Below are 16,552 nucleotides of genomic sequence, written 5' to 3'. Positions count from 1 at the left end.
ATAAACTTTCCAAATTCACTAATCTCTTTTTTCTTTGCAAGAGGTACACCAATATGTTCAAGATGCTTAATAGTCTCGTTTAGATTATGTACTTGGAAATTTAACATCACTTGTTGTTCTGTTGGAAAATAACTGTCATTCTCGGTAAAGAAAGAAAAGATAGTCTCATTTCCTAATTGGGGTTTTATCACAGTCCCATTCCAATTTTCTATTTCATCAATCTTCAACACTTCACTGTACCATTTTTTTATAACTTCAAGATTCTTAGTTCTCCAAAATATTCCTCCGAAACCTTTTATCATCTTATCTAACTCCTGTCTGTCATCAAATTTTTAGCTATCCGATTAAATTAGATATTCGAGATATAAATTTAAATTCCTTTTTCAACTATACTTCTTACGTTAGTTTAAGTACATTCTTTCACAAGCTTTTATTTTCCTATTTCTTATTTTGTTAAATTCTGCTAATTCGTATGCGGAAATGTAATAGAATTTGTGGGGATAAACTGGCTATTGTACCCTTACATTTTTATATACCATTTGTACTTAGTAAGAAGTCGATAGATGAGATCGTGGATTTTGAGTTTATTTTCGAAAGTTACATGAAGGAAAGCTATCAATCTCACCTATGGGGGGCTGCCTATCTAATCATGGGTGGCTGCTCGGATGATTCTTTTGATTATTTTAGAGGATGGCTGATTTCACAAGGACAAGAGGTATACGAGAAGACACTTAAGGACCCCGAATTTTTGGCGAATTATATAACTGATGAAAATTTGGTGTTCCGGAATACGAGGATTTTCTAAAAGTAGGTTTTGATGCCTACACACTGAAAAAGGGTGGCGACCCAGAAGTATGGGATGAAGATTTGTATGATGAGATGCTAGAGTTGCTATCTCAAAAAGGATGGGTCGATCCTACTGAAATTGAATTTGATTGGGAAGACGAAGATGATCTAGAAGAGATGTTTCCAAATCTATGGGAACGATTTGGAGAAGATCCTCTAGGTTAAGGTGCTCTTCGTGGAAAAAAGGTGGAATTTGATTGATGGTCTATTTGAAAAGCCTTATGATTAAATTAACTGAAATTTAAGGCATACGAAAAGATTTATTTTCAACTAGAAGGAACGTATGCTATCTATCATGAAACCAGGATGTGTTTAGCATGAACGTCAAAGTTTCGGAGGAAAGTTACAGCCACGAGGTAGTTGCAGGTGACCGTAAGATTGTTACATCCGCATCCGTTTTCGGGATTCTCAGGCAGCAACTGGCAAAGAATATTGGCATTAAGAGGATAAAGGGATTTTTATTTCATTATGGCTGGGAAATGGGTGTCAAAATTGCCAATGAAGTGGTGCAGACCGAGTCCTCACTAGAAAATCTCATCAAACATGGGCCGATTCTCCACATTCAAAATGGGCATATAAGAGGGATTAAACATGATTGCTCTTATGAGTTAGATGAACAACGCCGGATCCATTATTTCTTTTCATCCGGAACATGGATTGATTCTTATGAGGCTGAGGAACATATAAAGCATCTCGGAGTATCTAATGGTCCGGTTTGTCACACATTGAGCGGATTTGCGAGCGGTTATATGACAACGATATTTGGAGAATCGCTTCTGTCGAGAGAAATCACTTGTGTGGGGAAGGGCGATTCGGAGTGCCGATGGGTGATGAAGCCCAAAAAGGAATGGGAAAAGGAACTTCAAGATGAGCATGAACTCGATTATTATAATGAAACACCGATTGTAAAAGAACTTGAGTTAACCTATGACCAATTATTGGATCAAAAAAATGTCGTCACTCGCTTGGCCAATTTTCAAAACAAATTAACCGAAGAGATTATTAATGGCAGTGATTTGCAAACCCTAGCTGATATGGTATATAAAATGATGCAAATCCCCATTATCGTTGAGGATACGTTACATCGAACGATTACCTATTCAGGGCTATCGAAGGAAAAATATTTGGATTATCGAGACGATATGGAAAGTTATCTTCAAGAAAATCGATTAGGCACGAAGTCACTTTTACCCTTTAGAAAAAAAGTAATCCAAACTTCGATTCAGGAACGTCTCATCACCCCAATCCTTTTACAAAAAGAAGTAATCGGTTATTGTACTTTGCTTTATGATGAAATGAAAAATCATCATCACGAAGAGGATTATTTGTTTTTAGACAGATTTGCCAATGCGGCCTCACTTATTCTCTTAAATGAGAAAACAAAGGTAGAAACGTTTGAGAGAATGAAGGGGAATTTTCTTGAACAAATAGTAGAGGGCCGGCTGTCTACAAATGAGATCATCAATCGTGGGAAATATACTGGTGTAGATCTTGAGCAGAAATATTATCTATCGGTAGTTGAATATAAAAAAATTCAAAGTTCGATTGAAGATGAGTTTCTTCTGCAGGAACAGATTTTTGAAACGACCTTTCATTATTTCAATGAGAAAAAGCATAATATCTTGGTTGGACACCGTGATGGCAACATGGTTTTATTGATTACCAATGAAACCATTCAAAAGAAAACGATCTATGATGTGATAAAAGAATACCTCGATTATATGTTAAAAAAATATCCACAAGGTCATTTTAAATGTGGTATCAGCCATTTAGAGGATGATATTTGCCAAGCATCCAGATGTTACGAGGAAGCAACCATTGCTTTACGATTAGCAGTCAAGAAGCATATCGTCCCGTTTCAATCATTAGGAATCGTGGGGGTACTGATTAACGCGAAAAATATCAGTGGGATTAAACTGATTGCTGAGCAAGAATTAGGACCTCTATATAACATGACAGATCCAAAAATCCTGGAACTTCTAAAAACTTTGTATAGTTTTTTATTGAATGGCGGGAAACTGGAGCAAACGATGAGTGATTTGTCTTTATCGATGAGCGGGCTCCGGCATAGGATCAGCCGGATCGAAAGCTTATTAGAAAAAAACCTTCGCGATTCAGATGAAATGCATCAATTACTACTGATTTTAAAATCGTTGATTGCCATAGGGGAACTCACATTAGATTAGAGCCATCCGGATTAAGCCGGGTGGTTTTTCTTCTGCCTTTTTCCACCGCTGATTTCTCTGTGATGAACAAATTTTGTCTAGTAAATTAAAAAACATAGACATTTCTTGCCCTAGTATGAAAATTCCAAATTATATAAACTTTATTTACAAGGTTCAAATAGTGTAAACCTAGTTCAATTTCAAATGTAAGCGGTGCCAGCTAAATTGACCAACGGACGTTAGTCCATAACCTATTATTTTTCTCAAGCATTATATCTAATCAAACAGAAGGGGTGTAGAACGATGGCAAGTTTTGTATTAAAAGGGGAAGATGTCACAGTTGAAGATTTACTAGCCGGAGCGGAACGAATCGGAAAATTGGCAGAGCAAGAAGCACTAGAAGCAGAGAAAAATGCGACGATATCACAAAATGTGGTGAACCTCATCAAAGAAACGCAAATTTCACGGATGATGCTTCCAAAAAAATATGAAGGACCACAGGCAGATTTGAAAACGTTTGCTAAGGTCGTTCGTAAGGTGGCGAATTACAATATTTCAGCAGCTTGGCTTACCTATCTTTATCCGCTTCACAATATGCTTCCAGCTTTTCTTCCTGAAAAGGGTGCAGACGAAATCATTCATCAGGGCGGATTAATTTGCGATATCTTTGCTGCATTAGGAAAAGCAGAACGGGATGGCGATGGTTATCGTATCAGTGGCAAGTGGAGTTTTGTCAGTGGTGTCAATTATAGTGATTGGGTTGGTGTTGGGGTTATGATTCAGTTCCCTGACAGCGAACAACCTGTATATTGTTTGCCAATGCTAAAAACATCCGAGGTGGAAGTGGTCCATAACTGGGATACATTTGGCTTAAGAGGATCTGGCAGTAACCAAATTATTGCCGATCAAGTGTATGTCCCAATGGAGCGGATTTTACGTTTAGATCAAGCAGAGCTTACAAGAAGACCACCGCTAGAAGAATATGACATAGACTATCCTTTTTATCATGTTCCATTCTTTCCCTCCTTCTATTTGGGATTCGGTTACATGGCCCTGGGCGGGGCAGAACGGATACTTAAGGAATTTAAAGTGCTTACTGAAAAACGTGTGCGCTTAATGGATGGAGTAAGGGAAAGTGAGTCACCAAGAAGTCAGCGGGTATTAGCCGAAATGACAACTGATTTCCACGTGGCTGAAGCTTTGCTAGAAAAATATATTAATCTGCTAGAAAACTATGAAACAGATGGCTGTATAACTCCTCCATCTGAATTCTTTGCGATCCGCACAAAAGCGATTAAGATTTGCACGGATATTGCCGTAAGATCTCTGTTAACTCTTGGCGGAGGCGCTCTTTATAAAGGTGGACCAATGGAATTGTTCTTAAGGGATATCATCGCTGTTGCCACACATAAGACTTCTTTATACGAAGATGCGGTTGCTGCCTATGGTCAGGAGTTATTTGGTTTTAACAGTGGAGTTAGGGGTTAAATTCGAAGAGTACGAATCATAGATAACAAGCTTTATAGAAATTTTTATCACAGGAGGATTTTTAAAATGGATGATCGTCAGTTTCGCAGTGCAATGGGTAAGTTTGCCACAGGGGTAACCGTTATTGCCACAGAGGTAGAGGGAGACGTTCACGGAATGACAGCGAATGCGTTCATGTCTGTGTCGCTTGACCCAAAACTTATCGTTATTTCTATCGGGGAAAAGGCAAAAATCTTAAACAAAATAAAAGAAAGCAAGATTTTCACTGTGAATATCTTAGCCTCTGACCAGCAAGAGCTTTCGATGATTTTCGCTGGACAATTGAAGGAGCACAAGGAAGTGGTCTTTGACCGACTTGATGGAAAGCCGGTATTAGCTGGTGCCGTTGCACAAGTTGCATGTGAAGTATCAGCTGAACATATTGAAGGGGACCACACCTTGTTTATTGGCAAAGTAACGGATATTCACCTTGAAGATGCAGAACCACTGATTTTTTATAATGGGAAGTACCGTTCATTAGTAGAAGTATTGCCTGTGACAATCTAAGGATGATGAGAGGAGACTGTTATGGAAACAATTCATGTAAACCGGAGTAATTTGGCAGAATGGCAGGAAAAGGCGAGGCCAAATGTGATGGCCCTTGGATGTTTCGACGGTCTCCATCATGGACATTGTGCAGTCATCAACACCGCTTATCAAAAGGCAGGCGAAAAACAAGTGCCTTTAGCTGTCATGAGTTTCTTCCCACATCCGAAAACCGTTATCTCCAATGGGAAAATTCACGTCCATTATTTAATGCCGCTAGCGGAAAAAGAGGCGAAGCTTCGGAACATGGGAGTCGATACGTTTTATATTGTTGAATTTGATAAAGAGTTTGCCGGATTATCGCCAGAACAGTTTGTTGCGCAATACTTGAATGGTCTTGGTGTTGTTCATGCAGTCGCAGGATTTGATTTTTCATATGGCTCTCGTGGTTCTGGTAATTTGGAACGGTTAAAACAGGACTCAGGCGGACGAATTGATGTCACCAAGGTAGCAAAGGTAGAGCTCCGGGGCGAGAAAATAAGTTCCACCTGTATTCGTGATCGGCTGTTAAACGGGAAGGTTGCGGAACTGCACGATTTACTCGGTCGATTCTATGAAACACCAGGCGAATGGGATGAAAAATCATTCACACTTTACCCCTATTATACTCTTCCAGGTCCAGGAAGCTATGAGGTTACCTTAAAAAATGAAAGAGGTTCTTTTCAAACAAAAGTAGCCGTAATGAATGATGGTACAACGCTCAAATGTATCGATGTTATGCCTTTATATTTAAAGGGGAAACTATCCATTATTTGGCATAAGGGAATAGCAGAGTCTAGAAAATTAAGGATATCTTAAAAAAGGAGAGGATCAAATGGCTAAAATTATTGCAGGCGTCGCAATGTCGCATAGTCCGATGATCATGACAAATGAGGCGGGAGGCGGAGATAAAGGACAGCACTTCCTCCAAACTGCGTCTGAAATGAAGAAGGTACTCGAAGATTCAGGAGCAGACGTGATTGTATTGATATCGGATGATCATTTCAATAGTTATTTCTACGACCAAATGCCTGCATTTACCATTGGGATTGGAGAATGTGAAGGCTGGGGAGACTGGCAGCTGCCGAAATACAATATCCCTGTGCAAGAAGACTTAGCGAAGCATATCCTTCACACCGGTTTAGACAGCAATGTTGATTTTGCCTTTACGTTAAAAATGAAAGTCGATCACGGCCATACACAAGGAATTTACTTCTTAAATCCAGATTTAAAAATTCCAGTAGTTCCAATAGCTGTGAATACGTCGGCGCCGCCGCTGCCAACGATGGACCGCTGTTTCCAAGTCGGCGAAGTAATTCGTAAAGCGATTGAGTCATGGGATAAAGATCTTAAGGTTGCAATTGTCGCTTCGGGTGGTTTATCTCACTGGGTGCCGATTCCAAAGATTGAGAGTGAAAAACCAGAAGACCAATCCTTGATACAAGTATTAAAAAATGGCCGTCAGGAAATAGACCAGCTTGATGAATATTTAAAGTTACGGGAAACAAATGTAACACGAATTAAATCAGGGCCCGTTAATGAACAAATGGACCGTGAATTTTTACGATTGGTTACCGAGAAGGAATTTACTGCATTAAGAAACTGGAGTGCTGATTATATTGAGGAGCATCTAGGTAATGGCGGTCAGGAAATTCATAACTGGCTTGTCCTGCTTGGTGCATTGCAAAGCTTGGATGCAAGTGTCGCATGCTATGAGCCAATCCCGGAATGGGTAACAGGTATGGCGATTGTTCAGTTTAGTCAGCCGGTTGACCAAATTCATCCTGAACAAGCATCTGAAAACAAAGTAAGCATTTAAGGTTAGCAGCGGGAACCACTCTCGAAAATGAAAGGTTCAACAACATCAGTGGTGGACAAGGTAAAACACCACTATGTAACTATTATTTTTTAAAAAGGGGAGATTTAAATGACAATCTGGACAGACTTAGCTGATTTGGAATATAAACTCTATTATGTTAATGCAAACGATATTAAAACGAGAGTACTAGAAGCAGGAACAGGAGAGCCCCTAATTTTGCTTCATGGTACGGGTGGCCATATTGAGGCTTATGCCCGAAACATCCGAGGCTTAAGTGAACATTTTCGTGTGATTTGCATCGATATGGTAGGACATGGCTACACAGCTAAACCAGATCGCCTATACGGAATTGATTATTATAGCGAGCATTTATTGGGTGTTATCCAAGCATTAGGGTTATCAAAGGTTTATCTTTCAGGTGAATCATTAGGAGGCTGGGTTGCTGCCTGGTTTGCGGCTGAACATCCAGAGTATGTGAAAGCAATGGTGTTAAATACGCCAGGGAACGTTAATAACAAACCTGAAGTTATGCAAAAGCTGAAGGACTCCACGTTAAAAGCTGTTCTTGAAGCCAACTATGAAAATGTAAAAACCAGACTTCAGTGGTTAATGTATGATAAGAGCCAAGTAAACGATGAACTAATTGAATCTCGTTACAAAATCTATACACAGCCATCATATCAAGAGGCCGTTCATCATATCGTCTGCCTGCAGGATATTGAAGTTAGAAAGCTGTACAGCTGGGATCCATCATGGTGCGGTAAAATCAATGTTCCGACATTGTTAGCATGGACAGACCATGATCCAACTTCAACCGTTGAAGAAGCCAAACCGATTCAGGATATGATTCCAAATAGTGAGTTGGTTGTCATCAAAGATGCCGGACACTGGCCGCAGTGGGAGAAACCTGAAGAGTTTAACACAGTATTAATAGACTTCTTATTGAAAAATGGAAAAGAAGCTGCTAATCAAAACGACGCATCTTTGGTAACAAAATAATAAGACGACACTTTGAGAGCGCTATTGATTGATTCATAGGTTAACAGGTTATTGAATCTATGAAATAGTGCTTTATTTTTTTACAAAAGGAGTTTTAACTATGAGCAATCAAGTCATTCATCGTGTTCAACATGTATATGAGCTTTTGCAGCAGGCAGAAGCTGCTAAGCAATCCATTACACCACTTACTGATTTGTATCAAGAACTATCCGTTGATGAGGCGTATCAAGTCCAACTTCTCGCAATTAATGAGAAGGTTGGAGATGGCCAGCGTATTGTTGGGAAAAAAATTGGGTTAACCTCTGTTGCCATGCAGCAGCTGTTAGGTGTGGATCAACCAGATTACGGTCATCTATTGGATTCCATGGAAGTAAGTAACGACGGGGTCATCAGCTTAGATGCCATGTTTCAGCCAAAGGTTGAAGGCGAGATTGCCTTTGTTCTCAGCAAGGATTTGAAAGGTCCATCTGTGACCATCGAGGATGTCCTTGATGCGACAGAGTATATAGCCCCGGCCTTAGAAATCGTCGACAGCCGGATAACCGACTGGAAGATTACCTTAGCAGACACGATTGCCGATAATGCATCAAGCGGATTGTTTGTCATTGGTGAGGAGCGATTCTCGTTAACGGATATCGACTTACCATCGATTGAAATGAATTTGTTTAAAAATGGTGTACTGATCAATACGGGATATGGTTCAGATGTGCTAGGCCATCCTGCTAAATGTGTGGCCTGGCTGGCAAATAAGTTATCCGAATACCAGGTTGTTTTGAAAGCGGGAGAAGTGATTTTATCAGGGGCATTATCTGCAGCAGTTGTGGCCGAAAAAGGGGATCGGTTCACTGCCGGATTTTCACATATTGGTAAGGTGGAAGTTACATTTAAGTAATGACCTAAAAGGACTTTTTCATTGATGGGGTGGAAAGGTCTTGAAGTCAAACTGGCATCATTCTATGAAAACGAACGAGGGAAAAAGGGAGAAATTTCAAGGAGGTCCTTATATGGAGCAAAAGAAAAGTGCCGTTTCAAAAAAAACATGGGTGATCATCTTCCTGTTATTTTTATTAACGGTCATCAGTAATGCAGATAAGGCGATTATTGGGTTTGCCTCAGTATCAATTATCAAGGAATTGGGATTATCGCCAGAGCAATGGGGAGTTGTCGGGAGTGTTTTCTTCTTACTATATTCGCTTTCAGCTGTTTTAGGCGGCAGTCTTGCGGATAAAATTGGAGCGAAAAAAGTCATTGCTGGTATGGTCGCAATTTGGTCCATCGTTCAATTCTCAACGATCTTTGTCAGCAGCTTTACTTATTTATTGGTAACCAGAATCATTTTAGGGGCTGGGGAAGGACCTTCCTACGCTTTAGCGATGACAGCTGCCTCAAAGTATCTTCCAAAGGAAAAATTGGGGATTGGTTTAACATTGGTTTCAGTGGGCGGACCGCTTGGTGTTGCCATTTCAGCACCGGTCTTAATGCATCTCATCATGAGCTATGGATGGCGCTCGGCGTTTATCTCAACTGGAGTAGTAGGCTTTATTTGGATTATCGTGTGGTTATGGATCGCAAAAGAGAAAGCGGTTACAGATACTGAGTTGGTTGCAACAAAAGGCAGTACCCCGTTATCCACTATCCAAAACGAAACAAATTTCACCTCTGCCTTGTTTTCGAAAAACTTCATCTTCGTTGCCTTATGTGGTTTTGCCACTTATTGGTCCTTTACGATTGGGCTGAACTGGCTTCCTAATTATTTGGAAAATGTCCGCCACCTCAGCGAAGGTACTTTAAAAATTGTCGTAGCATTGCCTTGGATTTTGATTACCCTTTCGCAAATTACCTTTTCAACCATTTCTGACCGACTGTATCATAAGACGAAAAGTATGGTAAAGGGACGGATTTTTGTCCTTGGACCAGTAATGTTAGCGGGAGCCGTCAGCTACTTTTTCGGAGCAATGGTCAGCTCTAATCTTCTTGCCATTGTATTATTATCACTTGGGTTAACATTTGGATGTATTACCTTGGTCATGGGACCAGCGATTCTAGTAGATTTGGTTGCACCTAAACATCAAGGTAAAATTCAGGGGTGGTTTATGGCGCTTACTTCATTGGGTGGGATTGTCGGCCCCTATGTAACAGGGTATTTCATTGAACACTCAGCAAGTCCAGCCGCTGGCTTCCAGTATGCGTTCCAATTATGCGGGCTAATCCTTCTTGTTTTCGGTGGACTCGTTTGGCTGGCCGTCCGTCCTAAAGAGATTGAAAATTCAGACCTATCAGATGTAAATACATCAAATGTCATGTGAAATATAGTAAAATACACAAAAAGCGAACAGTGCCTGGCACTGTTCGCTTTTTATACGTGTCGATTGCGACCCGCTAACATCCCAAATACCATAACGATTAAAGAAACAAGGATGAGTGCACTAAGTGGAACTGTCCATAAATGGGTCTGATCAAATAAATATCCAATAAAAAAGGGGCCCGCTGCTGCAAGGATATATCCAGTTGATTGTGCCATTCCGGATAACTCTGCAGCCTGACTGGCATTCTTAGTGCGAAGTCCGATAAAGGTTAAAGATAATGGAAAGATTCCTCCCAAAGCCATCCCAATGAAAATAATGCTAACAATTAAAACGGGATAGGATGAGCCCAACAGTAATCCTCCATAACCAATAATAGAGCATAGGCTTAACAGGAATGCGATCCAATTTTGTGATTGGATACGTCCTGCAATGACAGGAATGAAGAAACTGAATGGTAGTCCGACTATTTGAGCGATTGAAAGCAGCCACCCTGCTTTCTCCATACTCATTCCTTGACTATGCAGGATTTCTGGTAACCAAGAAATTGTTACATAAAATAAAAAAGACTGAAACCCCATAAAAATGGCGATTTGCCAAGCAAGTGGTGAACGCCAGATTTGATTAGATTTAGAACTAAGCCTTTTGATATCTGTTTGACTTCCATGATTATATTTGAAAAGAAAGGCCCACACCAAGATAGCTAGCACGACCGGAATACCCCAAACAATTAAAGCTCCCTGCCAGCCAAGGTGCATTCCGTCTGCTAAAGGAACACTAACCCCTGACGCTAATGAGGCAAACAATCCCATTGAGGTAGAATAAACACTTGTCATAAGACCGAAGTGCTGTGGGAATTTGTCCTTTGCAATGGCTGGTAAAAGAACATTGCCAACGGCTATACCCACTCCAATAAAAAGAGTCCCAGTAAAAAGGAAAAACGTCATTGGGATGGATCTTAGACCTATACCGATTAATAGAGTGAACAAACCTATAAGTAAAGTCACCTCATTTGTTAACCGATTGGCGAGCTTTGGTACGATGGGAGACATGATGGAAAAAACAAGTAATGGCAAACTCATTAATAAACCTGTACTCCAATGTGCTAGTCCTACATCTTCCTGAATCATTCCAACTAACGGCCCTAATGAAGTGATCGCGGGGCGCAAATTAAATGCTACTAGTATAATCCCTGTAACGAGCCAAAATATATAGGTCGATTTTGTTTGAGTATATGATTTTAGTAATTCCACTATTAGATACCTCCCACTCTTAAAATAAACTTTTTAAAGTATACCATAGTGAACAGAGAAGGAGTTAAATGTAACAGAGCTACTTCCATATTTTTCAGAAGAAGGACCCCAATTATACAATCTGTGCTAAAAATGTTGTATTTAATTAATGTTGATAAAACAAGAAAAAACAGCAAACCAGGATTTGCTGTTTTTAATGTCATTTAAATGTTTATTTTATTTTTTTCTCTTATAAAGAAAACCCGTTCGGATTTTCTTCAGTCCTTTTCTTTACCCCATTTTGGTTCTGTCTTTTGGCTTTTCGGAAATGGAACAGTTCGTAGAACGTTGGTATGACAATCAGTGTAAGTAATGTAGACACAATCAGTCCAAAAATCACCACGACAGCAAGCCCTTTGGAAACAAGATTCATGCTCATGGCGGATTCGTGCGCAAATAGTAGCGGAACCATGGCAAATACGGTGGCGAGTGCCGTCATCAAGATTGGACGAAGACGCAAGGTGCCTGCTTCCATAATCGCTTCCCGAATGGCCATGCTTTCTTCGTTATGGCGGATTCGGTCGACTAAGACAATGGCGTTCGTCACGACGATACCCACAAGCATCAGCATGCCAATTCCAGAAGAGATATCAATGCTTGATTTTGATACAACGAGTCCTAATAGAGAACCGATGGCGGCAAGCGGAAGGGAAAGCAAGATAGCAAAGCTGGCACGGAATGATTTCAGGGTGATCAAAAGAATCATGAATACAATTCCGATCGAGAACAAGGCAAGCTTTCCAAGTTCCTTCAAATCATCAGATGACTGCATAGAAGTTCCTGTGAGTTCAGCGCTTGTTTCATTCCCAAACGCATTGTCTTTTTCCCATGTCAGTAATTGTTTCTTGATTTCTCCGGCAACGTTGACCATTTTCTTCGGATCGACCGTGGCGCTCACCTGAAGATAGTGATGTCCGTCTTTGGAATAAAGGGTGCCCGGTTGTTTGATCTGTTCGATTTTTGCCACTTTTGATAACAATACCGGACCGTCTTGTGTCATAATTTCTAAGTTTTCCAAGTCTTTCGATGTATGGACTTCCTTTAACGCACCGAGTTTCACCATAGTGGTACGTCCGTCGATCTTCATGCTTCCGATGACAGCCGGCTTCAGCATCGCATGAAGAGAACCAGAAATTTCCTCAGCGTTGGCGATTTTCGGATCCACTGTAATGGTCACCGTCGGTTTTTGGTTCTCATCATTACTTTCCACTTTTTGAACACCTTTGATGGTGTTTAATTTTTTTATGATGATATCGGCTGCTTTTTTAATTTCCAAATCGTTTTTACCTAACACATCCACGGAGACGGTGGTTTTGTTTTCACCCATTAGACCAGCTGTATTAGCTGTTAACTCAGCTTTAGGGAATTGATCTTTTGTTTTTCGCAAATTTTGTGCAATCTTCGCAGAATCGGCGCCTTCTTTCAAAAACACCATGAACTGGATTTGATTTCCGTCCTGAAGTTCTCCAAACTGTGCCGCATCGGCATTATTGCCGACTTGAACAATGTTATTTTTCACACCCGTTTCATTTGAAAGAATGGTTTCCATCTTGGAAAGCCCATTTTGAATGTCTTCAAATTTCGCCCCGTTTTCATACTTTAAAAGAACGGAAAGATATGCACTGTCTTTTTGGTCTACCGAGCCTTTTGGAATCATGGTGAATAATCCGACGGCACCGATGACCACAACAACCGATAGGACAATCGGAAGCCATTTATGATTCAAAGACCAACGAAGAACAGAAGGATAAAAGGTTCCTGCTTTGTGTTCTTTTGTTCTGACATTTTTCATCAATCGGCCGCTGAGTGCAGGCACTACGGTTAATGCCACAAGGAGTGAAGACAACAGCGAACAGGTAATGGTAATCGCAAACGGGGCGATTAAATCTCTTAAACTACCAGAAGCAAGTGTCATCGGAAGAAACACTGCTACTGTCGTAAGAGTAGACGACGTAATGGCAGCTGCCACTTCTTTTACCGCTTCCACGATAAATAATGGTGTAAGTTCCTTTCCTTGTTTTCTTCGGAAGATGTTTTCCACCACTACGATACTATCGTCTACGAGTCGACCAACGGATACGGCTATCCCGCCTAGTGTCAGAATATTTAAAGTGACACCAAAGAAGGATAATAAAATCATGGTAATACAAAGAGATAGCGGAATGCTTATGATCGTAATTAAGGTCATGCGGAAGCTTTTCAGGAATAGCCAGATAATCAAAGTGGCAAATAATGCTCCTGTCAGCACTTCTCTTGTCATCGAATTAATCGAATCGAGAACCGTATCGGCTAAGTTAATAAATACCGTTGCGGTTAATGTTCCTTTATAGTCATGGTTAATGTCCTTTGCAACATCTGCCACTTGCTTGCCGAGGGTGACAGCATTGCTCGTTGAATCTTTCTGTACCACTATTTCAATAAAATTCTTTCCATTCATATGTGTAATACTAGTAGTATCTTTCTCTATCTCCACGTCAGCAACATCTTTCAGTTTGGTGGTCTTGTTTAATTGTAGGTTCTGAATGTCTTCAAGATTTTCTAATTTCCCTGTCACAATGATGCTGGTTTCTTGATCATTCAGGGTTTGTTCGCCTACAGCAACAGATGCATTTTTTCCTTTTAGGACGGTATAGAGCTTTTCGAGAGGATAATGGGCAGCTGCCAGTTTTACCGCGTCCACTTTGATCGAAAGTTGCTGATTTTTCCCTCCGTAGGTGATGACATTTCCGACCCCTTTAATATCCTTGAACAGAGGGAGGATGTCGTTGTCGACGAGGTTCAGTTCTTTATTTCCAATTTCTTTATCGAACGTTAGCCCTAAGTAGACAACCGGAATCTGCGATGTATTGAGTAGTACAACATACGGTTTCATAACTCCATTTGGCAGATTGACCATTGAGATGCTGTCTTGAATCTGCTGCTTGGCTTCTTTCAGATTAGTGTCGGATTCAAACGTCACCGTCATCTGAGAAAAGTTATTGCCCGTTTCAGCCACAACATTTCGTTTCCCTTTGATGCCTGTTAATGCCTGTTCAATGGGCTGTGTGACCTGTTCGTCCATACTGACGGCGTCCATGCCGTTACCTACTGCCGAAATCGTAATATACGGCTGGTCTGCTGATGGCATGAGTTCCATTGGGATACTGGTATAACTAAAAACTCCGAAGATGATCGAGGCAATTACGGAAAAAACGAGAGCAGGTCTATTCCGCAATGCCCATTTGGTAAACCATGTCATAAATAACCTCCAAATGTTATGAAATTGTTAAACCAGGAAAATTATACCATCACAATTGAAGTGTTTCATCACAAATTTGAAAATTTATTAAATTTTACAAAACTTTACAATAACCTTCTTTGTTTATCAAAAAGCAGCGTAAAACCCCTAGCTTTAGATATGGGTTTTACGCTGCTTTTGTTTGTTCGATTTTTTAGGATAATGCATCACTTTACATTCTATGAAATTCTTTGGTATAATGGAATAATAAATAGAACACCTGTTCTCTTAAAGAGAAAAAAAAGAAGGGAGGAAGGAAGGGAAGTTTTACACGATGGAATTCAAGTCATTGTCCGAGAAGAAAGCTAGAGAAAAGTTTAGAGGCAAGCACCTTACAAGTCCTTACCTATTAAAACCTCATCCAGAGAAATGACTCTATGATGTAACTCTTCATTCGAATCTAAAACTCCTATTACAATTTGATTGTCTTCTGTTATTGTGGCATATCTGAAATGTTTATCCCCATTAATGAGAAAAGCATTTACCTGTTTTGCCTCCATCTTGGCAAAGACATTTTCTGTGTACTCAAGTGGTAGAAAATCATCTAATCCTTCTGTTGGTCGACCAACCCATTTAAACAGGAAATCTTTGATTGCAAATTGCTCAATCATCGATAAATTTTTCTTGAATGTTAGCTTATCCACGGTTACTGTTTTCACTTTAATCACTCCTCAAATAGTAAGTAAAGTTTATCCTTTCAAATGCCTAACATCAACTGTATTACAGTGACAGAATATTTACATTTTGATTTCGGGTTATTTCAAATAAGAAATGTATATTAATCATTTTTTTATAATTGCCACTGGATTTCCTTGATGAAGCTCATATTTGCTATGGTTAGTTTCTAATTAAGCTAACAATACTTTTCTTCCATTTTTAAAATTAAAAAAACCGAAAAAATACAAGTTTTTATTCACCACTTGTACATTTTCGGCTTATATTCATTCAATAAATATACCGCCATAACCTGCATTTTTTAATTACCAATAATAAATATTATGCGGATTGCTTTTGGTTTCTTCTTGCTCGACTTTCCTTTTTATTTGATTTTGATTTTCCTCTTGATTTTGACACTCTAAATAATAGTACAAATCCCGCACTCAACATTAAAGCCCATACAAGTGCGAATTTATTACCACTTAAATAGATACCTATACTAGGTATCAACAGAAGTACGATGCTTTTCAGGTAATAATTTACTTTAGGATTAATGACGATCAAAACTGATATCATAACAAGCAACGAAGTTTTGATATTATTCCCCATAAAGGAGTGATTAGTGTAATTTACGTAAAAGTAATACCCAAACGATCCTAAAATTGCTAATAAGGAAAGATAAAATCTCATAAACGAACTTTTATAAAACAGAATCCAAACGGCAATTAAATTAATACCTGCACATATTCCTAGTACATATAATGTATGATAAAACGTAAAATTACCAATAGGATCTTTCATAAAATTCCAAATGAAATTGAAGTTGTAACAAACAGCTACTACTACAAATATCTTAAAGACTAGTTTTAATGAGAACATTCCCCCTTTCTTTTTCTTATTTGAGGATCTGGATCTGGATCTGGATCTGGATGGCGAATCTACTCTCGCTTCGCCATCTTCATCAACTTTTTTCTTTTTCCATCCCATAATCCATTGTTTAAATCCTCTTTCTTCCTCTTCCTCTTCCTCTTCTGCTTTATGTCTAGTCGCGTAATCTCTTTCTTTATATTCTTCATCATCAACTTTTTCTAATTGTTGATCCGAATTTGAATGAAAATCCAATGTCTATTCACCTCAAAAAT

General features: G+C 39.5%; 15 protein-coding genes. 10 read left to right on the top strand and 5 right to left on the bottom strand.

What is annotated here, in order from left to right:
* On the bottom strand, nt 1–302 hold a 302-nt coding region (locus tag COE25_RS01990; RefSeq protein ID WP_098930543.1), incomplete at its 3' end, for a VOC family protein.
* Nucleotides 303–472: 170 nt separating this feature from the next.
* On the opposite strand from COE25_RS01990, the gene COE25_RS32065 reads away from it, so the two are divergent.
* The 10 genes from COE25_RS32065 (at nt 473) to COE25_RS01945 (ending at nt 10,187) form a co-directional block, all read left to right on the top strand.
* The gene (locus tag COE25_RS32065) at nt 473–805 is read left to right on the top strand and encodes a DUF4240 domain-containing protein (RefSeq protein WP_306572495.1); all 333 of its coding nucleotides are present in this window, start codon (nt 473–475) and stop codon (nt 803–805) included.
* Nucleotides 806–867: 62 nt separating this feature from the next.
* Complete coding sequence (locus COE25_RS31335) at nt 868–1,011, top strand: molybdate metabolism regulator (protein ID WP_256942259.1); 144 nt, start codon at nt 868–870, stop codon at nt 1,009–1,011.
* A gap of 152 nt (nt 1,012–1,163) precedes the next feature.
* Nucleotides 1,164–3,032 (top strand): XylR N-terminal domain-containing protein, encoded by a 1,869-nt coding sequence (locus tag COE25_RS01980; protein WP_098930539.1) that lies wholly within the window; start codon nt 1,164–1,166, stop codon nt 3,030–3,032.
* Between the two features lie 282 nt (nt 3,033–3,314).
* Nucleotides 3,315–4,499 (top strand): acyl-CoA dehydrogenase family protein, encoded by a 1,185-nt coding sequence (locus tag COE25_RS01975; protein ID WP_098930537.1) that lies wholly within the window; start codon nt 3,315–3,317, stop codon nt 4,497–4,499.
* A 66-nt stretch (nt 4,500–4,565) separates the two neighbouring features.
* Nucleotides 4,566–5,045 carry a flavin reductase family protein gene (locus COE25_RS01970; protein WP_098930535.1) on the top strand — a complete coding sequence of 160 codons (480 nt, stop codon included), beginning with the start codon at nt 4,566–4,568 and terminating at the stop codon, nt 5,043–5,045.
* A gap of 21 nt (nt 5,046–5,066) precedes the next feature.
* On the top strand, nt 5,067–5,882 hold the full coding sequence (locus tag COE25_RS01965; RefSeq protein WP_098930533.1) for an FAD synthetase family protein: 816 nt from the start codon (nt 5,067–5,069) through the stop codon (nt 5,880–5,882).
* A 16-nt stretch (nt 5,883–5,898) separates the two neighbouring features.
* Nucleotides 5,899–6,882 carry a DODA-type extradiol aromatic ring-opening family dioxygenase gene (locus COE25_RS01960; protein WP_098930531.1) on the top strand — a complete coding sequence of 328 codons (984 nt, stop codon included), beginning with the start codon at nt 5,899–5,901 and terminating at the stop codon, nt 6,880–6,882.
* A 108-nt stretch (nt 6,883–6,990) separates the two neighbouring features.
* On the top strand, nt 6,991–7,881 hold the full coding sequence (locus tag COE25_RS01955) for an alpha/beta fold hydrolase (RefSeq protein ID WP_098930529.1): 891 nt from the start codon (nt 6,991–6,993) through the stop codon (nt 7,879–7,881).
* A gap of 100 nt (nt 7,882–7,981) precedes the next feature.
* Entirely contained in the window at nt 7,982–8,773 is a 792-nt protein-coding gene (locus tag COE25_RS01950; RefSeq protein WP_088085532.1) for a 2-keto-4-pentenoate hydratase, read from the top strand.
* Nucleotides 8,774–8,885: 112 nt separating this feature from the next.
* On the top strand, nt 8,886–10,187 hold the full coding sequence (locus tag COE25_RS01945) for an MFS transporter (protein WP_179195717.1): 1,302 nt from the start codon (nt 8,886–8,888) through the stop codon (nt 10,185–10,187).
* Nucleotides 10,188–10,237: 50 nt separating this feature from the next.
* Here the strand turns inward: COE25_RS01945 and COE25_RS01940 are convergent, their stop codons facing one another.
* The 4 genes from COE25_RS01940 to COE25_RS01920 form a co-directional block, all read right to left on the bottom strand.
* Nucleotides 10,238–11,437 (bottom strand): CynX/NimT family MFS transporter, encoded by a 1,200-nt coding sequence (locus COE25_RS01940; protein ID WP_098930525.1) that lies wholly within the window; start codon nt 11,435–11,437, stop codon nt 10,238–10,240.
* 229 nt (nt 11,438–11,666) lie between these two features.
* Entirely contained in the window at nt 11,667–14,714 is a 3,048-nt protein-coding gene (locus tag COE25_RS01935) for an efflux RND transporter permease subunit (protein WP_098930523.1), read from the bottom strand.
* A gap of 371 nt (nt 14,715–15,085) precedes the next feature.
* Nucleotides 15,086–15,412, bottom strand: a complete 327-nt coding sequence (locus COE25_RS01925; protein WP_088085536.1) for a hypothetical protein — start codon at nt 15,410–15,412, stop codon at nt 15,086–15,088.
* A gap of 337 nt (nt 15,413–15,749) precedes the next feature.
* Complete coding sequence (locus COE25_RS01920) at nt 15,750–16,532, bottom strand: hypothetical protein (protein WP_098930519.1); 783 nt, start codon at nt 16,530–16,532, stop codon at nt 15,750–15,752.
* Nucleotides 16,533–16,552: the final 20 nt, after the last annotated feature.

This window comes from Bacillus sp. AFS031507, assembly GCF_002584635.1.
GTDB lineage: Bacteria > Bacillota > Bacilli > Bacillales > Cytobacillaceae > Neobacillus.
The sequence above is the reverse complement of the archived record's forward strand: the minus strand, read 5'-3'. Positions and strand labels throughout refer to the sequence as shown.